The sequence below is a fragment of the Pseudomonas sp. C 49-2 genome, from assembly GCF_003970195.1.
Lineage (GTDB): Bacteria > Pseudomonadota > Gammaproteobacteria > Pseudomonadales > Pseudomonadaceae > Aquipseudomonas > Aquipseudomonas canadensis.
In genome coordinates, this window is sequence record NZ_RXYG01000002.1 from 494,524 (window position 1) to 518,982 (window position 24,459).

At 61.6% G+C, this 24,459-nt stretch carries 19 protein-coding genes and 1 pseudogene; 12 read left to right on the plus strand and 8 right to left on the minus strand.

Going from position 1 to position 24,459, the window contains the following annotated elements; all coding sequences use genetic code 11:
* Positions 1–21: 21 nt before the first annotated feature.
* From EJ576_RS05770 to epsC, 4 genes and pseudogenes are all read right to left on the minus strand, one after another.
* A complete protein-coding gene (locus tag EJ576_RS05770; protein WP_122730308.1) occupies positions 22–1,350 on the minus strand; it encodes an OprD family outer membrane porin in 1,329 nt (442 codons plus the stop codon).
* 161 nt (positions 1,351–1,511) lie between these two features.
* A pseudogene (locus EJ576_RS29915) lies at positions 1,512–1,604 on the minus strand (LysR family transcriptional regulator); the annotation flags it as partial.
* A 39-nt stretch (positions 1,605–1,643) separates the two neighbouring features.
* On the minus strand, positions 1,644–3,605 hold the full coding sequence (gene betT, locus EJ576_RS05780; protein ID WP_162834914.1) for a choline transporter BetT: 1,962 nt from the start codon (positions 3,603–3,605) through the stop codon (positions 1,644–1,646).
* A 307-nt stretch (positions 3,606–3,912) separates the two neighbouring features.
* Positions 3,913–4,839, minus strand: coding sequence for a serine O-acetyltransferase EpsC (gene epsC, locus EJ576_RS05785; RefSeq protein ID WP_028615293.1), 927 nt, complete (start codon positions 4,837–4,839; stop codon positions 3,913–3,915).
* Positions 4,840–5,003: 164 nt separating this feature from the next.
* Here epsC and EJ576_RS05790 point away from each other — a divergent pair, with 164 nt between their 5' ends.
* The 12 genes from EJ576_RS05790 to EJ576_RS05845 all read left to right on the plus strand — a co-directional run bounded on the left by EJ576_RS05790 (position 5,004) and on the right by EJ576_RS05845 (position 16,974).
* A complete protein-coding gene (locus EJ576_RS05790; protein WP_126569757.1) occupies positions 5,004–5,999 on the plus strand; it encodes a D-cysteine desulfhydrase in 996 nt (331 codons plus the stop codon).
* 281 nt (positions 6,000–6,280) lie between these two features.
* Positions 6,281–7,075: a cystine ABC transporter substrate-binding protein gene (gene tcyJ, locus EJ576_RS05795; protein ID WP_126569759.1), complete on the plus strand. Its 795-nt coding sequence runs from the start codon at positions 6,281–6,283 to the stop codon at positions 7,073–7,075.
* Complete coding sequence (tcyL, locus tag EJ576_RS05800; RefSeq protein WP_010214112.1) at positions 7,075–7,740, plus strand: cystine ABC transporter permease; 666 nt, start codon at positions 7,075–7,077, stop codon at positions 7,738–7,740. Before tcyJ ends, tcyL begins: the two co-directional genes overlap by 1 nt.
* 3 nt (positions 7,741–7,743) lie before the next feature.
* Entirely contained in the window at positions 7,744–8,490 is a 747-nt protein-coding gene (gene tcyN, locus EJ576_RS05805; RefSeq protein ID WP_126569761.1) for an L-cystine ABC transporter ATP-binding protein TcyN, read from the plus strand.
* A 371-nt stretch (positions 8,491–8,861) separates the two neighbouring features.
* Positions 8,862–9,626: a hypothetical protein gene (locus tag EJ576_RS05810; protein WP_126569763.1), complete on the plus strand. Its 765-nt coding sequence runs from the start codon at positions 8,862–8,864 to the stop codon at positions 9,624–9,626.
* Between the two features lie 187 nt (positions 9,627–9,813).
* Positions 9,814–11,055, plus strand: coding sequence for an SfnB family sulfur acquisition oxidoreductase (locus tag EJ576_RS05815; RefSeq protein WP_122730300.1), 1,242 nt, complete (start codon positions 9,814–9,816; stop codon positions 11,053–11,055).
* Between the two features lie 24 nt (positions 11,056–11,079).
* Positions 11,080–12,273, plus strand: a complete 1,194-nt coding sequence (locus EJ576_RS05820) for an SfnB family sulfur acquisition oxidoreductase (RefSeq protein WP_028615288.1) — start codon at positions 11,080–11,082, stop codon at positions 12,271–12,273.
* Positions 12,273–13,625, plus strand: coding sequence for an LLM class flavin-dependent oxidoreductase (locus tag EJ576_RS05825; RefSeq protein WP_126569764.1), 1,353 nt, complete (start codon positions 12,273–12,275; stop codon positions 13,623–13,625). Before EJ576_RS05820 ends, EJ576_RS05825 begins: the two co-directional genes overlap by 1 nt.
* A gap of 121 nt (positions 13,626–13,746) precedes the next feature.
* Entirely contained in the window at positions 13,747–14,562 is an 816-nt protein-coding gene (locus EJ576_RS05830) for a MetQ/NlpA family ABC transporter substrate-binding protein (RefSeq protein ID WP_126569766.1), read from the plus strand.
* Positions 14,559–15,674 carry a methionine ABC transporter ATP-binding protein gene (locus EJ576_RS05835; RefSeq protein WP_126569768.1) on the plus strand — a complete coding sequence of 372 codons (1,116 nt, stop codon included), beginning with the start codon at positions 14,559–14,561 and terminating at the stop codon, positions 15,672–15,674. The genes EJ576_RS05830 and EJ576_RS05835 overlap by 4 nt, the downstream gene beginning before the upstream one ends.
* The gene (locus EJ576_RS05840) at positions 15,664–16,308 is read left to right on the plus strand and encodes a methionine ABC transporter permease (RefSeq protein ID WP_016974994.1); all 645 of its coding nucleotides are present in this window, start codon (positions 15,664–15,666) and stop codon (positions 16,306–16,308) included. Before EJ576_RS05835 ends, EJ576_RS05840 begins: the two co-directional genes overlap by 11 nt.
* Positions 16,309–16,347: 39 nt before the next feature.
* Entirely contained in the window at positions 16,348–16,974 is a 627-nt protein-coding gene (locus EJ576_RS05845) for a bifunctional 2-polyprenyl-6-hydroxyphenol methylase/3-demethylubiquinol 3-O-methyltransferase UbiG (RefSeq protein ID WP_122730290.1), read from the plus strand.
* A gap of 40 nt (positions 16,975–17,014) precedes the next feature.
* On the opposite strand, the gene EJ576_RS05850 is transcribed toward EJ576_RS05845, so the two are convergent.
* The 4 genes from EJ576_RS05850 to EJ576_RS05865 are packed head-to-tail and all read right to left on the minus strand — an operon-like array spanning position 17,015 to position 24,400.
* The gene (locus tag EJ576_RS05850; protein WP_126569770.1) at positions 17,015–19,198 is read right to left on the minus strand and encodes a glycoside hydrolase; all 2,184 of its coding nucleotides are present in this window, start codon (positions 19,196–19,198) and stop codon (positions 17,015–17,017) included.
* 2 nt (positions 19,199–19,200) lie between these two features.
* On the minus strand, positions 19,201–22,254 hold the full coding sequence (locus EJ576_RS05855) for an efflux RND transporter permease subunit (RefSeq protein ID WP_016974998.1): 3,054 nt from the start codon (positions 22,252–22,254) through the stop codon (positions 19,201–19,203).
* Positions 22,251–23,321, minus strand: coding sequence for an efflux RND transporter periplasmic adaptor subunit (locus EJ576_RS05860; protein WP_126569772.1), 1,071 nt, complete (start codon positions 23,319–23,321; stop codon positions 22,251–22,253). Before EJ576_RS05860 ends, EJ576_RS05855 begins: the two co-directional genes overlap by 4 nt.
* Positions 23,318–24,400: an efflux RND transporter periplasmic adaptor subunit gene (locus tag EJ576_RS05865; protein ID WP_122730284.1), complete on the minus strand. Its 1,083-nt coding sequence runs from the start codon at positions 24,398–24,400 to the stop codon at positions 23,318–23,320. Before EJ576_RS05865 ends, EJ576_RS05860 begins: the two co-directional genes overlap by 4 nt.
* Positions 24,401–24,459 lie beyond the last annotated feature (59 nt).

Sequence of the window (24,459 nt, forward strand, 5' to 3'; positions counted from 1 at the left end):
GTTCCGTTCTACAGCAATTGCCTACCAGAGTGGAACGACATAACTCACATAGAAGCGGTTTTCATCTTGCACGGTGGCACCGCTGATGTCGGGGCTGGCGTGGGCGTTTTTCCAGGTCACACCCAGGCCTTTGAGGGTACCGGTGGGCACTTGATAAGCCACGGCGACGTTACGTTCCCATTCGCTGGTGGTGCCTTGCGCCGTGCGGATGTCATCGCCGTGGGCATAGGCGGCTGAGAACGTCAGGCCCGTGAGGCCAAGCTTACCGAAGTCATACTTGTACTGCGCAAGCCAAGTGCGCTCACCGGCGTGTTGAAATTTATTCAACTGCATGTTGGTCAGCGCCGGGGTGTCGGCGCCTGAGCCTGGGCCCTGGCGGTTGTCGCCGCTGTTCAGGCCGGAATCAAGGTAGGGGAAGTCGCTGTCGCCGCTGTTCTTCTGGATACCCAGGCCGACGGTATGACCGTCGAGGCTGTAGCTCTCAAGCAAGCTGGCGGTGGTCTGGTTGATACGGCCCTTGCCCGTACCGTCACCGTAGAGGCCAGCCGCTGCGAAGTCTTTGTCACCGTCGGCGTTGCCGCCCACACCGAGGCTACGGAACACGCGCACGTCGGTGTCGATGGCGCCCACGGACAACGCGTCGTGGCGTTTGGCGCCGAGGAAGAACTGCTGGTAGTAATCCTCAAGGTTGGAATACCACAGGCTGACCGTAGTGTTCTGGATGCCGGTGTAATCCGCACCGCCAAACAGGAAGCGATCACTCTCTTTGGTGCCGCCGGCGGTGATCATGCCCTGATCGCCGGTTTCGTTGCGGATCTTGGTCTTGAAGATGTCGCCGCCGGTGAAGGTGAAGTCGCTGAGATCCTTGGACACCAGTTGCACACCGGTATTGGTCTGCTGGTACAGACGCCCGTCGGTGTTGGCGAGTATCGGGTTGTTGCCGTAGAGCGTGCCGACACGCAGCTCATCCTTGGCAAAGCGCATCTTGAACGTCGGGCTCAACACGCCGAACTGGTCGGCGGATTTGCCGTTGTCCAGCGGGAACATGCTGCCGGGGTAGCGGCCCTGGTGATCCTTGTCGTTGAGGTCGCCGCCGGAGTCCAGTTTCAACCCGTAGAACGCCTGCAGGTCCAGGCCAAAACCCACTGGGCCTTCGGTGTAGCCGGACTTGAAGTTGAACTCGAACCCCTGGCCCCAATCGCGAATGCTGTGGGCCTTGGCATTGCTGTTCACCACATCCCGCCCCTGCTGGTTGAGGTAGCGGTTGAGCAGGGTCACATCGGCGTGGCTGTCATCGATAAAATCGGCGTGGGCGGACAGCATAAAGCTCGCCATGGCGGCACCCACCATGGGGCTTATCAACGTCTTCATTGTTACCGGTCTCCGTCACTGTTCTGAAATGAAAGCGTCAAACGCTTCACACAATTACGCAGTGGCCAGATGACAGTTGCGCGTCAAAACGCGATGTAGACGGATGAAATTAAATTCATGAAACCCTTTAACTACAGGGGTTAGCGGGCATTTTCGAAGATTTCGGCGAGCCCGTCGACGAACACTCGCCCCCTGGGCGACAGGTGTCGGTTGTGCGGATAAAGCACCGACACCAGCTCCTGATGTCGGAGCTGGTGATCAGGGCCTGAACCTCAACGCACCAGATGCAGGAACTGCAGGTGGCGCTCGTACTGGTCGAGGATGTCGTTGATGATCTGTTCCTTGGTGTAGCCCACCAGGTCGTAGTCCTGGCTGCCCTCGGCCAAGTGCACTTCAGCCCGGTAGTAGCGACGGTTGTTGAGCTCCTTGGAGCCCATCCCGCCACGGGCAAATGACGGCGTGAAGTAGCCGCGCATCTGCACCTGGTAGATGAAGGGACGCTCCTCGCCATGGCCGATTTCCAGGCTGACGCTGTCGTTGGCGGGGTCAGGTTGCGTCACGACATTCAAACCCTTCTCGACAAACACCGCCGTCACTTCTTCGATCGCCGGGCGCACCGTCGAGTCGAGGAAACGGTACACCTCGTCTCGCGACGGGAAGTGCACGGCCTGGCTCAAACGCTGGCGCCAGCCGCCACGTCCTTTGCGCGCCGTCGAAATCGGCGCCAATGAGTGCAGCTGGGCGATCTGCTTTTGCGACTCCAGATAGAACGCCTTGTGCAGCCCCCACATCATCAGCAGCAGGATCATCGAGAACGGCAGCGAGGTCAGCACCACCGCCGACTTGAGCGAGTCGATGCTGCCGGCAAACAGCAAGGCACTGGTGACCAGCGCGGTCATCGCGCCCCAGAACACCCGCAGCCATTTCGGCCCGTCTTCATCAGCGTTGCCGCCTTTGGACGAGAGAGTGGACAGCACCACGGTGCCCGAGTCAGCGGAGGTTACGAAGAACACGAAGCTGATGAACACCGTGACCGCAATGACGGTTTTGCTCCACGGGTAGGTTTCCAGCAGCAGGTAAAGGCTCATCGATGGGTTATCGATGGCCGACTGACCGAGCGCGGCCATACCGTGGTTGAGCACTTGGTCGATGGCGCTATTGCCGAAGATCGACATCCACGCCAGGGTGAAACCCAGCGGGATCAGCAGCACGCCGAACACGAACTCTCGGATGGTGCGGCCACGGGAAATACGCGCGATAAACAGGCCCACGAACGGCGACCATGCGATCCACCAGGCCCAGTAGAACACCGTCCAACCGCCCAGCCAGTCGCTGGGTTTGTCGTAGGCGTACACGTCGAAACTCTTGGTCGGCAAGGCGCCCAGGTAGTCACCAATGTTCTGGATCAGGGTATTGAGCAAGTGCTGGGTGGGCCCGGCGAACAACACGAACAGCAGCAGCGCACAGGCCAGCAGCATGTTGATGTCGGACATCACGCGCACGCCTTTATCGACACCGGCCACGGCGACGATGATCGCGGCGCCCATCATCAGCGTGATCAAACCCACCTGGATCCACTGGGTATGGGCGATGCCGAACAGATAGTCGAGACCGGAGTTGAGGTGCAACACGCCGAAGCCCATGTCGGCGCCCAGGCCGAACACCGTGGCAATGATGCCGAAGCCATCCACCGCGTAACCGATAGGGCCGTTGATGCGCTTGCCGATCAGTGGGTACAGCGCCGAACGCAGTGCCAGCGGCAAGTTATGCCGGTAGGCGAAGTACGCCAGGGCCATGCCGACAAACGCGAACACACCCCAACCGTGCAGGCCCCAGTGCAGAAACAGGATCTGCATGGCCTGGCGCGCGGCGTCGGCGTTCATCGGCGCGCCCTGGGGCGGCTGCACCAGGTGCGTCAGCGGCTCGGAGACGCAGAAGAAAAACAGCGTGATGCTGATCCCGGCGGCGAACAGCATGCCGGCCCAGGACAGGTAACTGAATTCGGGTTCGTCGTGGTCGGCACCGAGTTTTATCTTGCCGTAGCCCGATAACGCGGTGACCACCACGAAGACCAGATACAGGGTCATCGCCAGCATGTAGTACCAGCCGACCGTGTTGGCCGCCCAGTTTTGCGCGGCCAGCAGCCAGGCACCGGCCTGTTGCGGGATAGCGATGACAGTGATGCCGAACAGCAGGATAAACGTCGCGGCGAAGTAGAAGACCGGCGCATTCATGCGCACCAGGCCGCTGGATGGGGTGGACGATGCACTCATGAGCGATGCACCCCGAGGGTATGAGATGTGGCTGTCAATAACGGACTCAGCAAAGGTAAGCCTCCTGTTGTGAGCGGGCAGCGAACCACCGGGTTTAACTTGAACGAGCATTCAAGTTAAACATGGATAGGCGGTTTGGGACTAATTGCAGGGCTGAGTGGTAGGTCATTCCTACACTAGCTCAAGGAAAGGTATGACGGATGGAGATGGCAAATCGTTCAGCGATTTCGGCGTGAAACGCGCACAAACATGTGGGTCCGCGTTCGACTTATTTTTGCGTGCCATCATCATGCTGCAGATTGGCCTGGGTGATATTCGCCCCCGCCGGCACGCTTCGGGTCAGCCACACGTTACCGCCGATGGTCGAACCCTGGCCGATGGTGATGCGCCCCAGGATCGTCGCCCCGGCGTAGATCACCACGTCATCCTCGACGATCGGGTGACGAGGGTGGCCTTTCTGCAACTGCCCGTCTTCGTCCGCCGGGAAGCGTTTGGCGCCCAACGTTACGGCTTGGTAGATGCGCACGCGCTCACCGATGATCGCGGTTTCGCCGATCACCACACCGGTCCCGTGGTCGATAAAGAAGCTTGGGCCGATTTGTGCGCCGGGGTGGATATCGATGCCGGTGGCCGAGTGGGCGATCTCTGCGCTGATCCGCGCCAACAGCGGCAGCCCGGCGCGGTACAGGTGGTGGGCCAGCCGATGATGGATCACCGCCAGGATGCCGGGGTAGCACAACAGCACTTCATCCACGCTGCGCGCGGCCGGGTCGCCGTGGTAGGCCGCCAATACGTCGGTGTCCAACAGGCTGCGCAGCGACGGCAGGGCCAGGGCGAAATCCTGGATCAGGCGGATGGCGAGCGCGTCGACTTCGCTGTCATCTTTAGCGCCTTGGCGTGCGGCGTAGCGAAGCTCCAGGCGGGCCTGGCCGAGCAAGGCATTCAAGGCGACGTCGAGGGTGTGGCCGACGTAGAAGTCTTCACTCTCTTCACGCAGGTCCACCGGCCCCAGGCGCATGGGGAACAGTGCGCCGCACAACGACTCGAGAATCTGCGCCACAGCCTCGCGGGACGGCAGCTCGCGCCCGCCGTGCTCGCCACTCAAGCGGCCATTGCGCGTTCGCCACTGGTCCCGGGCACTGCGCAGTTGGCCGACGATGGTCTGTAATTGCCAATGACTGGAACGCTCACTCACGGTATTCACTCCTGACGAAATGCCCATCACTTTACGGTATGCACCCTGGCCGCCCTTAAGAACCAATGGTGTGATACTAAGAACCATCCGGAATAAGCGATTGCGGTTGCCCGATGAAAAGTGCCTGCCTATAGTCGCCTCATACTCATCAACCGTGCGTAGCCATGATCAAACAACAGCTCGACCGTTTTAACCGCCTGGAACTGCTGGGCGGCGTCACTGCCCTGGAAAAACTCGAGCGGCTGTCGGCCTGGTTGGGCAGGGATATCTACGTCAAGCGCGACGACACCACGCCGCTCGCCATGGGCGGCAACAAGCTGCGCAAACTCGAATACCTCGCCGCCGATGCCATCGCCCAAGGCGCCGACACGCTGGTGACCGCCGGCGCGATCCAGTCCAACCATGTACGCCAGACTGCCGCGCTGGCCGCCAAGCTCGGCCTGGGCTGCGTCGCCCTGCTGGAAAACCCCACCGGCACCCAAGACCCCAATTACCTGGGCAACGGCAACCGCCTGCTGCTGGAACTGTTCGACGCCAAGGTGGAATTGGTGGAGAACCTCGATAACGTCGACGACCAGCTCAACGCCCTCGCCGACCGCCTGCGCAGCAACGGCAAGAAGCCGTACCTGGTGCCTATTGGCGGCTCCAATCCCCTCGGCGCCCTCGGCTATGTCCGCGCCGGGCTGGAGCTGGCCGGGCAGATCGAAGACAGTGGCATCGAATTCGCCGCCGTGGTCTTGGCCTCCGGCAGTGCGGGAACCCACAGTGGATTGGCGCTGGCCTTGAGCGAAGTATTGCCAAACCTGCCCGTGATTGGCGTCACCGTCTCACGCACTGAAGAAGCCCAGCGTCCGAAAGTAGAGGGCCTGGCCGAACGTACCGCCGAGTTGCTGGGAGTCGAGATCCCCGAGGCGTTCAAGGTGATTCTGTGGGACGAATACTTCGGCCCGCGCTATGGCGAACCAAACGCCGGAACCCTGGCGGCGGTCAAGCTGTTGGCGAGCCAGGAAGGCCTGCTGCTGGACCCGGTCTACACTGGCAAGGCCATGGCGGGGTTGCTGGACGGTATCGGACGCCAGCGGTTTGAGGACGGCCCCATCATTTTCCTGCATACCGGCGGCGCGCCAGCGTTGTTTGCCTACAACTCGGTATTCAATTGAATAAACGCGGACTAAAAAATGTGGGAGCTGGCTTGCCTGCGATGGCGGTCTGTCAGCTACAGATGTGCTGACCTTTGCACCGCTATCGCAGGCAAGCCAGCTCCCACATTAAATAGGTCGTATATTCAATAATCGAATAACAATTCACATTTATATTATTTTCAAGTCTTAAAAACCCGCTTTATAGTCACGCCGTAGGCGAAGACGCGCTACGCGCTTTAGGGCAGGATACGACTACTGCGTCACCTGCTTCGCTCAACATAAAAACACAGGGGCTCTTCATGACTATTTCTGTATTCCGTCGCACATTGCTGGTGGGCACTTTGGGCTTGGCACTCGGGGCTGGCCTGATCGGCCAAGCGGTCGCGGGTGAACAGCTGGACAACATCAAGAAAGCAGGCGAGATCAAGATCGGCCTGGAAGGCACCTACCCGCCGTTCAGCTTCGTCGATGAAAGCGGCAAGCTCAGTGGTTTCGAAGTGGAGCTGTCCGAAGCGCTGGCCAAGGAGCTGGGCGTGAAGGTCAAGCTGCAAGCGACGCCATGGGACGGCATCCTCGCCGCCCTGGAATCCAAGCGTCTGGACGCCGTGGTCAACCAAGTGACCATCTCTGAAGAGCGCAAGAAAAAGTACGACTTCTCCAAGCCTTACACCGTGTCCGGTATCCAGGCACTGGTCCTGAAGAAGAACGTTGACGCGATCAAGACCGCCGACGACCTGGCCGGCAAGAAAGTCGGTGTGGGCCTGGGCACCAACTACGAACAATGGCTCAAGGACAACCAACCTAAAGCCATTATCAAGACTTACAACGACGACCCGACCAAGTTCCAGGACCTGCGCATCGGCCGCATCGACGCCATCCTGATCGACCGCCTGGCCGCTCTGGAATACGCCAAGAAAGCGCCAGATACCGCCGCAGCCGGCGAGGCTTTCTCCCGTCAGGAAGCCGGTATTGCCCTGCGCAAAGGCGAGCCAGAACTGCTCGATGCGGTGAACAAGGCTCTCGACAAACTGCGCGCCGATGGCACCTTGAAGAAGCTGTCCGAAAAGTACTTCAACGCTGACGTCACTCAATAATGGAAGCAGGTTTCCAACTCGCGCTGGACTCCGCGCCCTTTCTGCTCAAGGGCGCGTATTACACGGTGATCCTCAGCCTCGGCGGGATGTTTTTTGGCTTGCTGCTGGGCTTCGGCCTGGCCTTGATGCGGTTGTCGCGCTTCAAGCTGGTGAGCTGGCTCGCCCGAGTCTACGTGTCGTTCTTTCGCGGCACGCCCTTGCTGGTACAGCTGTTTTTGATCTACTACGGCTTGCCGCAAGTGGGCATCGAGCTGGATCCGATCCCGGCGGCCATGATCGGCTTTTCGCTGAACATGGCGGCCTACGCCTGTGAAATCCTGCGCGCCGCCATCGGTTCCATCGAGCGTGGCCAGTGGGAAGCCGCCGCCAGTATCGGCATGACCCGTGCGCAGACCTTGCGCCGGGCCATCCTGCCGCAGGCGATGCGCACAGCCCTGCCGCCGCTGGGCAACAGCTTTATTTCGCTGGTCAAGGACACGGCGCTGGCCGCCACTATTCAGGTGCCCGAGCTGTTTCGCCAAGCGCAACTGGTGTCGGCGCGGACCTTCGAAATCTTCACCATGTATCTCTCCGCTGCCCTGATCTACTGGATTTTGGCGAGCATCCTGGCGCATTTGCAGAATCGTCTGGAAGACCGGGTCAACCGGCATGACCTGGAGTCCTGAAGCATGATCGTGGTTGAAAAACTGACCAAACAATTCAAAGGTCAGGTGGTGCTCAACGGCATCGACCTGGAGGTCAAGGAAGGCGAAGTCATCGCCATCATCGGCCCCAGCGGTTCCGGCAAGACCACCTTCCTGCGCTGCCTGAATTTCCTCGAACAACCCACCAGCGGTCGTATCAAGGTGGGTGATATCGAGATCGACAGCAGCAAGCCCGTCAACCAGCAGGCAAGCCTGGTGCGGCGCCTGCGCCAGCACGTGGGCTTTGTGTTCCAGAGCTTCAACCTGTTCCCCCACCGCACTGCGCTGGAAAATGTCATCGAAGGGCCCACCGTGGTCAAGAAGATGCCACGGGAAGCGGCTGACGCCCTCGGCCGCAAGCTGCTGGCCAGGGTCGGCCTGGCGGGCAAGGAGGACGCGTATCCCCGGCGTCTGTCGGGCGGCCAGCAACAGCGCGTGGCGATTGCCCGTGCGTTGGCCATGGAGCCGGAGGTGATTCTGTTCGACGAACCCACCTCGGCCCTCGACCCGGAACTGGTGGGTGAAGTGCTGGCAACCATCCGCAGCCTCGCCGAAGAAAACCGCACTATGGTGATCGTCACCCACGAGATGAGCTTTGCCCGCGACGTAGCCAATCGGGTGATCTTCTTCGACAAGGGCGTGATCGTGGAGCAAGGCGAAGCCAAGGCACTGTTCGCCAACCCCAAGGAAGAGCGTACCAAACAGTTCCTGAGCAAGTTTCTCGCCCACTGACATCCCCCCTGCAGGCGCTGGCTTGCCAGCGAAAAACGACCAGACAACACGGTAAATCTGATGACCGCGTAATCGTTGACGTTCTTCGCTGGCAAGCCAGCTCCTACACGGGAATCGCTGTTCCAACAGGTAAAACACACCCACCGCATCCGCCCGAATATCCCCGCACCAGTCAGACCCTTCTGAATATCTCCAAACCCGCCGTTTAGCCCTTTGCCGCCATTGACGCTCCGTGCCCAACCCTCTTATCTAGCGCCCAGAGGATTGGATCCTATCCCGGCTACTCACTGAATCGTTCTGTTCGGCCCACCGCGCTTGCCTGCGCCAAGGGGCCGGAGCGATTGCTGCTGGCTGCATCAAGGAGATTATTTATGACACACCCCCTGCTCACCGCCCCGACACTGCCCCAGGCCATCGGCGATGGCATCAATGCCCTGGCCGCCACCCACCTGCAGGTCGACATCGCACCCTATCCCGGCATGGACGAAGGCGACTTGATTGAGCTGTTCTGGAATAACTGTTTTGCCGCTTCGCGTCGGATAACCGCCTGTAGGGTCGGCGCGTTCACTCACCTGCGGGTGCCGGAGAGTTTCGTTCTGGATGGCCCGGCCCGGGTGCATTACCAGGTGATGCAAGTCGGCCACTGCGCGGCCCGCTCTGCAGTCAGGCGAGTACGTGTGAAGACCTGTTGCCCGGGCGGCCAGCCTTCGCCCCTGTACCGCGACGAAAACCAGAACCTCGCCCCCGTGGGGTTGCCCGACACCATCCGCCGCTTCGGCGTCAACGCCAGCCAGGTGCGGCGCGGTATCCCGCTGACCATCGCGCCCTACCTGAACATGGACACTGGCGATGCGATCACCCTGCGCTGGGGCGATGTGCGCCTGGACCTGCCGAAGATCCAGGCCCTTGAGATCGGCCTGGCGGTGCAGGTATGGGTGCCCTCCTCGATCATCACCGAAGCCGGCGACGACTGTCGGTTGGAGGTGACGTACTGCATTCTGGATCGCGTCGGCAACAACTCACGCTGGGCGCCCGCCCGGACATTACGCATTGCCGCCGAGGCGCCGCCCCGCCAGGCCGGGGCGGCGCTGACCTATCAACCGCGTCCACTGGGATCGCCCTGCGAGCCTGGGTGACAGACCTTCTATGCATATTCCCAAAAGTTAGTTTATTTAAATATTTAACACGCTTAGGGTATATGCACCGGACCACCGGACATCGCTGATTTTTCTGTTTTTATTTCATTGAATGCGAGGTCGGTATGGTCAGGATTACCCCGGTGCACAACGCCAGGGCATTACGTGCAGCCAAGGAGCGGCGCTGATGTCTAACTTGGCTCAAACACCCCCCCAGAGCGATCTGGACATTGCCCCCCTGCTGTTGCCAGCCGCCGTGCTGCGCAACGATGCAGAGGCGCTGAAGGCTGCCCATGAACTCGCCCAGGCTGCGCGCCTGCAAGCCGCCAAGCGCGACCAGCAACGCAAGCTGCCATGGGCACAGATCGAACAGTTCACCCGCAGTGGGTTGGGCAGTATTTCCATTCCCCGTGAATACGGCGGCCCACAGGTGTCTTTCGTGACCCTGGCCGATGTGTTCGCGATCATCAGTGCGGCAGACCCAGCCCTCGGGCAGATCCCGCAGAACCATTTCGGCATCCTGCACCTGTTGCAGGGCGCCGCCACCGATCGCCAGAAAAAACACCTGTTCCAGAGCGTCCTCGACGGCTGGCGCATCGGCAATGGCGGCCCGGAACGCGGCACCAAAAACACCCTGGAACTCAAGGCGCGCATCACCGCTGAGGGTGACGGCTATGTGATCAGCGGCCAAAAGTTCTATTCCACCGGTGCGCTCTTCGCCCACTGGGTTGCGGTCAAGGCACTCAACGATGACGGCAAGCAGGTCATGGCCTTCGTGCGTCGGGGTGCCGACGGCCTGCGCATCGTCGATGACTGGTCCGGCTTTGGCCAACGCACCACCGCCAGCGGCACCGTGTTGCTGGACCAGGTGCCGGTCGATGCCGAGTTGGTCGTGGAAAACTGGCGCATCGGCGAAACCCCGAATATCCAGGGCGCCGTATCCCAATTGATCCAGGCAGCCATCGACGCCGGCATCGCACGCGGTGCGCTGGATGACACCATCGCCTTCGTACGTGAACGCTCACGCCCATGGATCGATGCCAAGGTCGAACGCGCCAGCGATGACCTGTATGTGATCGCCGATATCGGCAAGCTGAAAATCGAACTGCACGCCGCCGAAGCCCTGCTGCGCAAGGCCGGCCAGGTGCTGGACCAGGTCAGCGCTGCGCCGATCACCGCGCAGTCTGCGGCCCGTGCGTCGATTGCCGTGGCCGAGGCCAAGGTGCTGACGACCGAGGTATCGCTGCTGGTCAGCGAAAAACTCTTCGAGCTGGCCGGTAGCCGCGCGACCCTCGCCGAATTCAACCTCGACCGCCACTGGCGCAACGCCCGCGTGCACACCCTGCACGACCCGGTGCGCTGGAAATATCACGCCATCGGCGCCTATCGACTGAACGGCACGTTGCCGGCTCGTCACTCCTGGATTTAACCGACCAGACCTCTGGAGAACACAATGACTGTCTCTACTCACGTCGCGGTTATCACCAGCGACGAACAAGCCCTTATTGTCGCCAGCGACCTGGCCGAAGACTTCCGCCGCGACAGCGCCCAGCGCGACCGCGAGCGCCGCCTGCCGCTGCCTGAGCTGGATGTATTCTCGCGCTCCGGACTGTGGGGTATCAGCGTGCCCAAGGAGTACGGTGGCGCGGGTGTGTCCAACGTCACCCTGGCCAAGGTCATTGCACTGATCGCCCAGGCGGATGCTTCCCTGGGCCAGATTCCTCAGAACCATTTTTATGCATTGGAAGTGCTGCGCGTAAACGGCAGCCCGGCGCAGCAAAAACGCCTTTACGCCGAAGTCCTCGCCGGCCAACGCTTCGGCAACGCGTTGGCGGAACTGGGCACCAAGACCGCTCACGACCGCGTGACCTCCATCACCCGCGACGGTGACGGTTTCCGTATCAGCGGTCGCAAGTTCTACTCCACCGGCGCGATCTACGCCCAACGCATCCCCACGTCGGTGGTGGATGAACAGGGCGTGCAGCAACTCGCCTTTGTGCCGCGCGATAGCGAAGGCCTGAGCGTGATCGACGACTGGAGCGGCTTCGGCCAGCGCACCACCGGCAGCGGGTCGGTAGTGTTCGACAACGTGTGGGTCGCCGCGCAAGACGTGATCCCGTTCCAGAGCGCCTTTGAACGCCCCACAACCGTCGGCCCCCTGGCGCAGATCCTTCACGCCGCCATCGACACAGGCATCGCGCGTGCGGCCTTTGAGGATGCGTTGCACTTTGTGCGCACCAAGACCCGCCCGTGGATCGACTCCGGCAACGACAAAGCCACCGAAGACCCTCTGACCCTGAAAAGCTTCGGGCACCTGAGCATCCGCCTCCACGCCGCCGAGGCGCTGCTGGAGCGCTCGGGTGAATTCCTCGACCGCGCCCAGGCCGACAGCAATGCCGAGACGGTTGCGGCCGCCTCGATCGCCGTCGCTGAAGTACGCGCCTTGAGTACCGAAATTTCCCTGGCCGCCGGCAGCACCTTGTTCGAACTCGCCGGCAGCCAGGCGACCCTGGCCGAGCACGGTCTGGATCGCCACTGGCGCAACGCCCGCGTGCACACCCTGCACGACCCGGTGCGTTGGAAGTACCACGCGGTGGGCAATTACTACCTCAACGATGAAAACCCACCGCTGCGGGGGACCATCTAATGGCTAAGAAGAAAATCTTGCTCAATGCCTTCAACATGAATTGCATCGGGCACATCAACCACGGCCTGTGGACCCATCCACGGGACACGTCCACCCAATACAAGACCATTGAGTACTGGACCGAGCTGGCCAAGACGCTGGAACGCGGGCTGTTCGATGGTTTATTCATCGCCGATATCGTCGGCGTGTATGACGTTTATCAGAACTCGATAGACGTACCGCTCAAAGAGTCGATCCAGCTGCCGGTGAATGACCCGTTGCTGTTGGTCTCGGCCATGGCGGCCGTCACCCAAAACCTCGGCTTCGGCCTCACCGCCAACCTCACCTACGAGCCGCCGTATCTGTTCGCCCGGCGCATGTCCACGCTGGATCACCTGAGCCGTGGCCGGGTCGGCTGGAACATCGTCACCGGCTACCTCGACAGCGCCGCCAAGGCCATGGGCCTGACCGAGCAGGTCGAGCATGACCGTCGCTACGACCAAGCCGACGAGTACCTGGAGGTGCTGTACAAGCTCTGGGAAGGCAGCTGGGAAGACGGCGCGGTGCTCAACGATCCGCAGGCGCGGGTGTATGCGCAGCCGGGCAAGGTGCACAAGGTCGAGCACCACGGCGAGTTCTACCAGGTGGAGGGTTATCACCTGTGCGAGCCCTCGCCGCAACGTACGCCAGTGCTGTTCCAGGCCGGCAGTTCGGATCGGGGATTGCTGTTCGCCGGCCGGCATGCCGAGTGCGTGTTTATCAGCGGGCAGAACCAGGCAGCGACCAAGGTCCAAGTGGACAAGGTACGCGCCAGCGCCCTGCAAGCCGGACGCAACCCGGATGACATCAAGGTGTTCATGGGCCTCAACGTGATCGTGGGCGCCACCGAAGCGCTGGCCTGGGAGAAGCACGCCGAGTACCTGAGCTACGCCAGTCCGGAGGCGGGCGTGGCGCATTTCTCGGCGTCTACTGCGATTGATTTCGCCCAGTACGAGCTGGACGAACCGATCCAGTACGTGAAAAGCAACGCGATCCAATCGGCCACCAAGAACCTGCAGAACAACGACTGGACCCGGCGCAAGTTGCTGGAACAGCACGCCCTCGGTGGCCGCTACATCACCTTGGTCGGCTCACCAGAGCAGGTCGCCGACGAGCTGGAATCCTGGATCAGCGAAACCGGCCTGGACGGCTTCAACCTCACACGCATCGTCACACCGGAAAGCTACGTGGACTTCATCGACCTGGTGGTGCCGGAGTTGCAGCGCCGTGGCTCGTACAAGACCGCCTATGAGACCGGCACGCTGAGGGAAAAAGTCTTTCACGGCACGGCTCGCCTGCCCGAACAACACACCGGATCCACCTACCGCCACTGACCCCTGTAGGAGCCGGCTTGCCGGCGATGGCGGTAGATCAGACAGACCGCTATCGCCGGCAAGCCGGCTCCCACAGTTGATCGCGTTATTAACAACGACACCTTATGACTGGAAAACCATTATGAAAAAGACGCTCCTCACCCACCCAGTCAAAGCACTGGCCCTGGCTTTCGGATTGTTCAGTTCGGCGGTGTTCGCCGCCGATGCGCCGTTGAAAATCGGCACCACTGCGGCCTTTGCGATTCCTCTTGAAGCCGCCGTGGCCGAAGCCGGCAAGCAAGGCCTGAAGGTCGAGCTGGTGGAATTCACCGACTGGATCGCGCCGAACGTCAGCCTCGCGGCCGGCGATATCGACGTGAACTACTTCCAGCACATCCCGTTCCTGGAAAACGCCAAGGCCGCCGCCGGTTTTGACCTGGTGCCGTACGCGCCGGGGATCATCAACAACGTCGGCCTGTATTCGAAGAAGTACAAGAGCATCAACGACCTGCCCCAAGGCGCCAGCGTGGCGATTGCCAACGACCCGATCAACAGCGGTCGCGGCCTGCAATTGCTGGCCAAGGCCGGGCTGATCACCCTCAAGCCGGGCGTGGGCTACAAAGCCACCGAAGAGGACATCGTTTCCAATCCGAAGAAGATCAAAATCCTGCAGGTTGAGGCCGTGCAGCTGGTACGCGCCTATGACGACGCCGACCTGGTGCAGGGCTACCCAGCGTATATCCGCCTGTCCAAGACCTTCGATGCCGAGGCGGCACTGCTGTTCGACGGCCTCGACCACCCGGAATACGTGATCCAGTTCGTGATCCAGCCGAAAAGCAAAACCGACCCACGGGTGATCAAGTTCGTCGACATCTACCAACATTCGCCGGTCGTGCGCGCTGCGCTGGATAAATCCCTGGGCAAGCTCTACCAGGTCGGCTGGGAAGATAAAAAATGACCGCCGCCAACGCCCAACTGCGCGACCTGGGCCTGCCGCCCAGGGACGCCGAGCAGACCGAGCTGCACCCTGACCTGAACCGTGCCCATGTGCGCTTTATCAACTTGGGCAAGACCTACGACGGCAGCGTACATGCCTTGCAAGGCATCGACCTGGCGATCCAGCGCGGTGAAGTGTTCGGGATCATCGGACGCAGCGGTGCCGGCAAGTCGTCGCTGATCCGCACCATCAACCGCTTGGAGCAACCCAGCAGCGGGCGCGTGCTGATCGATCAGGTGGACATCGGCGGCTTCGATGAAGACCGCCTGGTGGAACTGCGTCGGCGCATCGGCATGATCTTCCAGCACTTCAACCTGATGTCGGCCAAGACGGTGTGGCAGAACGTCGAGTTGCCGTTGAAAGTGGCGGGCGTGCCGAAGCTGCAACGCGAGCAAAAGGTACGCGAGTTGTTGGAGCTGGTGGGCTTGCAGGACAAACACAAGTCTTACCCGGCGCAGCTGTCCGGTGGGCAAAAGCAACGCGTGGGTATCGCCCGTTCGCTGGTGCACGACCCGCAGATTCTGCTGTGTGACGAGGCAACGTCGGCCCTGGATCCGGAAACCACCCAGTCGATCCTCGGCCTGCTGCGCGAGATCAACAAGCGCCTGGGTTTGACCATCGTATTGATTACCCATGAGATGGCAGTAATCCGCGAAATCTGCGACCGCGTGGTGGTGTTGGAACACGGGCATATCGTTGAACAAGGCCCGGTGTGGCAAGTGTTCGGCAACCCGCAGCATGACGTCAGCAAAACCCTGCTGGCGCCGCTGCAACACGGGCTGCCGGATGAATTGCAGAGCCGTTTGCAGGCCACACCGGCATCCGCCGACGCCGCCGTGGTGCTGCGCTTGCAGTTCACCGGCAGCGACACCGACGAGCCGGACCTGGCTGCGCTGTTCAGCGCCCTCGGCGGGCGCGTGCGTTTGCTGCAAGGCGGCGTGGAACGCATCCAGGGACATGCCCTCGGGCAACTGCTGCTGGCGGTGAGTGGCTCGCCCCACAATGCCGACGAGCTGCGCAACCGCGCTGGCAATTGGGCACAACAGGCGGAGGTGTTGGGCTATGTGGTTTGATCGTTTAGTGCAGGGCGCCATCGACACCTTATTGATGGTCGGCGTGTCGTCGCTGATTGCGTTGCTGGTGGGGATTCCGCTGGCGGTGTTCCTGGTGACCAGCGACAAAGGCGGCATCTACCAGGCACCGGCGCTTAACCGCGTGCTGGGGGCGTTCGTCAATCTGTTCCGCTCGATTCCGTTCCTGATCCTGATGGTGGCGTTGATCCCGTTCACCCGGCTGATCGTCGGCACCACCTATGGCGTATGGGCCGCCGTCGTGCCGCTGACCATAGCCGCCACGCCGTTTTTCGCGCGGATCGCCGAGGTGAGCCTGCGCGAAGTCGACCACGGTCTGATCGAGGCTGCGCAAGCCATGGGCTGCCGTCGCTGGCACATCATCTGGCATGTCCTGCTGCCGGAAGCGCTGCCGGGGATTGTCGGCGGGTTCACCATCACGCTGGTCACCATGATCAACTCGTCGGCCATGGCGGGCGCGATTGGCGCGGGCGGCCTGGGTGATATCGCCTACCGCTACGGCTATCAGCGTTTCGATACGCAGATCATGCTGACCGTGATCGTGCTGCTGGTGATTCTGGTGGCAGTGATTCAACTCGGTGGTGATCGCCTGGCCCGAGTGCTGAACAAGAGGTGAGGTATAGTCGGGCCATCTCAGTGCCCGGTATTGCCCACCATGACCCTCAAGCCCGACGACCTCGACCAGATCACGTCCACCACCCTCGGCCACTACAACAAGGTGGCCGAGGACTTCCGTGAAGGCACGCGCGACCACGATGTGAGCCAGAACATCGACGCGCTGCTGCGGCACATCCACGGCACGGCGCCGTTTACCGTGCTGGACTTCGGCTGCGGGCCGGGCCGTGATTTGCAGACTTTTACGCGCATGGGCCATATCGCCGTCGGGCTCGATGGCTCTGAGCGATTTGCGCAGATGGCGCGGGAAGACAGCGGCTGCGAAGTGTTGCAGCAGGACTTCCTCAAGCTGGATCTGCCCGCCGAGCGCTTCGATGGGATCTTCGCCAACGCGGTGCTGTTTCATATCCCCAAGCAGGAATTGCCGCGCGTGCTCAAGCAGTTGCAGGGGGCGTTGAAGCCTGGGGGCGTGCTGTTCAGCTCCAATCCTCGGGGCGAGAATCAGGAGGGCTGGAATGGGCCGCGGTATGGGTCTTATCACGACCTGGAGGCGTGGCAAACGTTGCTCACCGCCGCAGGTTTTGTCGAATTGGAACACTACTACCGCCCCGCCGGGCTGCCTCGTGACCAGCAGCCTTGGCTGGCCAGCGTCTGGCGCAAACCCTGACCGCATTTTGTGGCGAGGGAGCGTGCTCCCTCGCCACAGGTTATTTCACCTGATATACCTCGGCTTTTTCACCCTTCAGTAGCGCCGTCACACTCCGAGCGGCATACCCTGCTTTTTCCTCACTGGAAAAATTCGCCACCAACCGTGTTCCATCGGCAAACGTGGTTTCCTGCACCAACCGATCCGCTGTCAGCCAACGAAACCCGGTCAGTTCCTGCGTGGCCAAACGCTGATGCAGTGGGCGGAAAAAGGCGTCCTGGCGGTGGATCAGTGGCAGTCGCTGCTTCAAGGTCGCAGCACTCAAGTGATACAGCGGCGGTACATTGTAGAGCAGTTGGGTCAGCTCGTTTTCTACCTGCACATTGCTCAGTTTCAGGCTATCGAACAACCAGTGATGGGTCGTGATCACCGAGCCATGGAACACCGCCTGATACAGCGGCAAGCGCATGCTCGGCTCAAAGTACAGCGTGCGAAACGGTTCCTTCAGCGGCACCGGCTTGAAGAACACCGCCGGCTGCTCCGGCGGGAACCAGTTACCGACGTAATAGGGTGACTGCTTGTCCTTGGTCATCGCGTGGTCACCCCAGCCCATCACCGGCGTCTGCATACCATGGGCAAACAGAATGCTTTGGGCTGTGATGGCGTTGCCGTCTTCAGAACCTGTGGGCAACTTGAGCGCGGTATTGATCCAGCGGGAGGCATCGATGTTGCCTTCGGCGTTTTGCGCCTGGGTCATCGGCGCACTGTCGCGGTAGCTGTCAAACACCATGCTGGTGGCGTAGGCATCCAGGAACCAGGCGTTAAAGCCGGCCTTGGCTTGGACGGCCTGCACGCGCGCTTCCAGCAACGGCCGTACACAGCGTGGGTCGGTGTAGTGCCCGGACTGCTGAAAACCGGTCTTGAGCTTGCCGCTCTTCAACACAATCGCGCAGTCGCGGTAGGCATTGCCGCCAAGGTGGGCGGTGGTCCAGTCGGGGTTTTCCGTGGCGGATAACGCGGTTTCATAGGAGTCGTAGGGCGCCATCAGAAAGCCTGCGTCGACCCCGGCGCGAATCGCCTCGGGGTGCCAGAGCCCGCCTTCCCAGCCTTCGCCCAGGGTCAGCAATACACGGGGCAGGCCGGCGTTGCTCAGCGATTGAATCACCGGGTTGCCCCAGGCTGACGGGTTTTCACTGAGGGCGCCGGCAAAGTCCACGGCCAACTCGCCACGCAATTCGCCGTAGCGCGCAGCGAGCCGTGTCATATCGGGTTCTGCTACCTGCCAACTCTGCCGGGCCTTCTTATTGATCGCCGCGTTCAGCCCTCGCAGCAGCACCGCCTGCTCATAACGACTCAACGCCGTGGTCTGCGCCAGTACCTTGGTTGACTCCTTGTCCAGCAAGCCGTTGAGTTCATGCCCACGCAAGCGCTTGAGCAGCAGCGGCCAATCCCGCACATCCTCCAGCGCCAACAGGTCATTGCCCCACAGGTACACATGACTGGCGCCCAGCAACTTCTGCGCCTCGGGCGTCTGGCGCAGCTTGTCCGCCAAAGGCTCGTACCGCCCCTGCTCGACCAACCACTGGCGATAGCGCTTGGCGCCGGCCAAAGGATCGCCATCGCCCAGATGCAACCGCAAGGTCATCGGCGCCCCAGGGTCGAGCGAGGTGAATTCATGGGCCAGGGACAGCGCCCGGTCCTGTTGCCAGCGCAGGCGATTGTTGTAGGGGTTGGTCAGCAACCAGTTGAGGGTAAACGTGCCATGGTCGACACCCCAAAGCGGCAGGCTGAGATCCTGGGTCGTATTGAGGTCGCCTTGCTCCAGCAGAAACGTTTTCCATACGACGTTATCGGCGGGTACGTAATGCCCTTCGGCCAAAGGCCACATAAAGCCTTTGCCCAAGGCACTGGCCGGTTGTTGAAGAATGGGGATTTCACCTGGCTCACGCGCACGGATGGACAGCGCCAGGTCGCGCTGCTCAAGGGTAGCGCTCACAAGAAAGGCACCGTCATCCCACTGCCAATCGGCCTGTTGGTCGCTGTGTGCAAGCTGACTGACAGCACGCACCGCTACGCCGCTGGAAGCTTGTATTGTCGGTTGTCCGCTGGGGGTCACGCGGATCGCAAGGGTGGCCGGGTCGAGTTCGACCCGCCACAGCGCGTTTTCCAGAACGGTGCCGGCCAAAGCCACGGGCGACAGCAACAGGATGCAGATCAACAAACCGTGGCGCAGGAAGTGGGGCATGTTCAGCTCTGTTCGTGTTTGGGCTCGCGAATCTTGTACCAAGCCACGTACAACGCTGGCAAAAACAAAAGTGTAAGTAAAGTCGCAATGATGATCCCGCCAATCATCGCGTAGGCCATCGGCCCCCAGAACACCTCACGGGCGATGGGGATCATGCCCAGGCTCGCCGCCGCCGCCGTCAGCAGGATCGGCCGGCGTCGATGCTCGGTGGCTTCCACCACCGCATCCCACGGCGTATAGCCCGCCACTTCGTACTCATGAATTTGCGTCACCAGAATCACCGAATTACGGATGATGATGCCTATCAGCGCCAGGATCCCCAGGATCGCCACAAAGCCCATGGGCGTGCCGGTGGGGATCAGCGCCAACACCACGCCAATCAAACCGAGCGGCGCAACACTCGCCACCAGGAACATCTTCTGCACGCTGTGCAGTTGGATCATCAGGAACGTCGCCATCAGGAACAGCATCAATGGCACCACGCTGGCAATCGGGCCCTGGGCCTTGCCGCTTTCTTCCACGGTGCCACCGGTGGCGACTTTGTAGCCCACCGGCAGGCCGGCGCTGAATTTGTCGATCTCGGGCTTGAGCTGTTTCACCAGGTCCGTGGGCTGCATCTCATCACGCACCGACGCCTTGATGGTGATCGTCGGTTTACGGTCGCGACGCCACACTAAAGGCTGCTCCAACTCATAGCGCACCGTGGCGAACGCCAGCAGCGGAATCGAGGTGCCGTTAGGCGTGACGATCTGCAGGTTCTGCAAGGTTTCTGGCGTACCGCGCTCGGCATCTTCGGCGCGGCCAACGACATTGATCAGGTAGATATCGTCGTGTACCTGAGTCACCGAGGCACCGCTGACCACGCTGTTCATCAACTGCGCCACGTCTTCCGACGACAGCCCCAGTTGCCGCGCCTTGTCCTGGGCGATGTCGATACGCAGCACTTTGCCCGGCTCGTTCCAGTCGTAGATGATCTCGCCCAGGTGGGTGTTCTTGTCCAGCAAGGTCGCCAATTCGATGGCGTGTTTGCGCACTTGATCAGTGTCTTTGCCCGACACGCGATACTGAATCGGCCTACCTACCGGCGGGCCCATTTCCAGCGGCTGCACAAAGCTGCCAATGCCGACGAAATCATCGCGCAGACGCTTCTGCAGGCGCGCGATCAATTCGCCGCGCTCTTCCAGGCCCTTGCTCACGATGACCAACTGCGCGTAGTAGGGGTTTTCCAGTTGCTGGTCGAGGGGCAGGTAGAACCGGATCGCGCCCTGGCCAATGTAGGTGCTCCAGCGTGCAATGTCCGGGTCGTCCTTGATGATCGCTTCCAGGCGGTCGACGGCCTTGCGCGTCTCATTGATCGAGGCGTTTTGCGGCAGGTTCAGGTCAACCAGGATTTCCGGGCGGTCCGATGACGGGAAGAATTGGTTCTGCACGAACTGCATGGAAAACACCGACGCCACAAACAGCGCCACCGTGATGCCAATCGCCCACCAGCGGTTACGCATGGCCCACAGCATGCCGCCATTGAACGCCCGGCCAATCCGCCCCGGCTCAGCATCGTGAGGCTTCACATTGGCACTGAGGATGTGCACGCCGATTACCGGCGCAAACAGCACCGCCACCACCCACGACACCAGCATCGCCACGGCAATCACCGCGAACAGGGTGAAGGTGTACTCGCCCGCCGAACTGGCGTTGAGGCCGATCGGTACAAAGCCGGCCACGGTCACCAGTGTGCCGGTGAGCATCGGGAACGCCGTGGAGGTGTAGGCGTAGGTCGCCGCCTGCTCCTTGGTTTCGCCTTTTTCCAGGCGCGTGATCATCATCTCGACGGTGATCATCGCGTCATCCACCAACAGGCCGAGGGCGATGATCAACGCGCCCAACGACACCCGCTGCATGGTGATGCCGCTGTATTCCATGAACACGAATACCAGCGCCAGCACCAGCGGAATCGAGCACGCCACCACCAACCCGGCACGCATGCCCAGGCTGATGAAGCTCACCACCAGCACGATGATTACCGCTTCGAACAGCGCGCTGGTAAAGCCGCCGACGGCCTCTTCCACCACCTCTGCCTGGTCGGACACCTTGTGCACGCCAACGCCCACCGGCAGGTCGGCGGTCAGTTCGTCCATTCGCGTGTGCAGGGCCTTGCCGAACGACTGGATATTGCCGCCCTTCTGCATGGCAATCGCCAGGCCGATTGCCGGCTTGCCGTTGAAGCGGAACATCGGACGCGCCGGGTCGACATAGCCTCGACTGATGTCGGCAATGTCCGCCAGGCGATAGAAGCGGTCGTTGAGCCGCAGGTTGACGTTGGCCAGGTCCTTTTCCGAGGCGAACTGCCCCGACGTGCGCACGGAAATCCGCTCCGGCCCGGCCTCGATCACCCCGGCCGGTGTCACCGCGTTCTGCGATTGCAGGCTCTGCACCACCTGGCGCTGGTCAATCCCCAGGGCCGCCAGTTTGCGCGTGGAGAAGTTCAGGTAAATCACTTCGTCCTGCTGGCCGATCATCTCGACCTTGCCCAGCCCCGGTACCGAACGGATCTCGGCGCGCACCTGCTCCACATAGTCACGCAACTGGCGCATCGACAGGCCGTCGCCGGTAAAGGCGTACACCGAGCCGAACACGTCACCGAACTCATCGTTGAACGACGGCCCCTGCAAACCCTGGGGGAAGGTGCCGCGAATGTCGTCGATCTTCTTGCGGACCTGGTACCAGATCTCCGGAATGGCCTTGGCGCTGGTGGTGTCCTTGAGGAACACGAACACCGTGGACTCGCCCGGCCGGGTGTAGCTTTTCACGTAGTCGAGGGAGTCGAGCTCTTCGAGTTTTTTCTCGATGCGGTCGGTGACCTGCTTGAGGGTTTCTTCCTGGGTCGCACCCGGCCAGCGGGTCTGGATCACCATGGTCTTGATGGTGAACGAAGGGTCTTCCTCGCGACCCAGGTTCATGTACGAGAACACGCCCATCAACAGCGCGACGAACATCAGGTACCAGACGAAGGACTGATGCTTGAGGGCCCAGTCGGATAAGTTGAAGCTCCCTTTCATCGCGGGCTGTCCTCGTCGATTTTGACTTTTTGCCCAGGCTTAAGGCTGTTCACGCCGGCGGTGACGATACGCTCGCCGGGTTTGACGCCGCCGTTGAGCAAGGCGCTGTCGGCGTCACGGCTGATCACTGTGATGTCGCGCGGTTGCACGGTCTGGCTTTGGGTGTCGAGCAGCCAGATGCGGGTCTTGCCGTCGACCTCCTGCAAGGCACTCAGGGGCACTTCGATGCGCGGCGCGACGGCGGTGCTCAAGGTCACGCTGATCGCCGTGCCAAGGCGGAACGCGGGCGGTGTTTCGGCCAAGGTCAGGCGCGCACGACGGGTGCGTGTGGCGCTCTGGGCCTGGGGTTCGATCTCGCGCACGATGGCGGTGGTGTTGACACTGGGGTCCAGTTGCCCGGCGACCAGGAACACCACGTCATGGGGCAGGCGCTCGGCCAGGCCGGCGGGCAGGTCGATCACCGCTTCCTTGATGTCCGGGCGGGCCAGGGTCACTACTTGCTGGCCGGCGCTGACTACCTGGCCGGCCTCGGCATTCCAGGCCGTGACGATGCCGGCGTGGTCGGTGCGCAGTTCGGCGTAGTTGAGTTGGTCCTTGGCTTGGTTGACGGACGCTTGCGCCTGGTTGAGAGAGGCCTGGGTGGTTTTCAGATCGGTCTGGGCAATATCCAATTGGGCCTGGGCGCCGACGCCCCGGTTGAACAGTTCCTGCTGGCGCCGGGCGTTGGCCTGCGCGTTGATGAATTGCGCCTGGACGCGGGCCAGGTCGCCCTGGGCTGCGCGCAATTGGTTCTGTTGATCGGTAGGGTCGAGGACGGCGAGCAAGGCGCCCTTCTCCACCTCGGCGCCCACATCCACGGCGCGGCGAGCAATGCGGCCTGGCACACGGAAACCCAGGTTGCTTTCATAGCGGGCCTGGATGGTGCCGGCGAAACGGCCGAGGTTTTCCTGGTCCTCGGCTTTCACTTCCATGGACAGCACGGGGCGCACCGGTTCGGGTGGCGACTCTTCCTTCGAACAAGCCACCAGCAACAGGCTGGCGGCGAGTAACACCGTCAGGCGCTTCATGGCTGGGCTCCTTGCTGGGCGATCTCGACGATCATGCCGGGGTGCAGCAATTGCCCGCCGGCCACCACGACTTTTTCGCCACCTTTGAGGCCATCGCCAATGATGACTTTGCCGGTGAGGTAACGCGCCACCGTGACCTTGTGCAATTGCGCCTTGCCGTCGCTGTCGATCAGCCATACGGCAGGCTCGCTGAGGTCCTTGGTGAGCGCGGCCCAAGGCAATTCAATACTGGCCTTGGCCGGGCCGTTGGCGGTAGCGCTCACTACAGAACCCAACTCCATGCCCTTGGGCAGCGCTTGCAGGGCGATCTTCACCTGCACGGTGCCGGTATTGGCGGCCACGGCAGGCGTGACTTCACGCACCTTGCCCACGGCCTTGATGCTCGGGTTATCCAAGAGGCTGACGGTGATCGGCGCCTCCGGCGGTGGCTCTACCAGCAGCGACTCATAGACGTTGAACACCGCATCGCGCTCGCCATCCCGCGCCAGGCTGAAAATCGGCACGGTGGCTTGCACTACCTGGCCGACTTCTGCCTGACGCGCGGTAATCACTCCCGGCGCTTCAGCGATCAGCGCGGTATAGCCAAGCTGTTCGCGGGCGTTGGCCAGTTGGGCCTGGGCGGCGGCCAGGGCACTCTGGCTGCTGCGCAACGCGGCCTGGGCGGAATCGTATTCGCTGCGGCTGGTGTAGCCCTTGGGCAGGAGCTTTTCCTGGCGCACGAAGGCGGCGGCCGTCTGTTTGACCCGCGCCTGCTCGGCCACGACCTGGGCCTGGGCGGAATCGACGTTGGTCTGCAAGTCTTTGGGATCGAGCTTGGCCAGCACTTGCTTGGCGCTGACGCGATCGCCCACGTCCACCATGCGCTGGATGATCTTGCCGCCCACACGGAAGGACAGATCGGTTTGCACACGGGCCTGGATATCGCCGGTCAACGTGACTGCTGCGGCAAAATCCGCCGGCTGCACGGTCTGCACGAATACCCGCGAGTGCTGCTTGGGCTCAGCCTTTTCCTCGCCACAGCCGCTCAGCAGCGCGAGTAGGCCAAGTCCGAAAATATAGGTGCAAATGCGACCGCCCATGCAGGCTCCTTGTGCGTGATGCCGACGTGCCAGTGTGTATGCGACTGTGAGCTTAGATC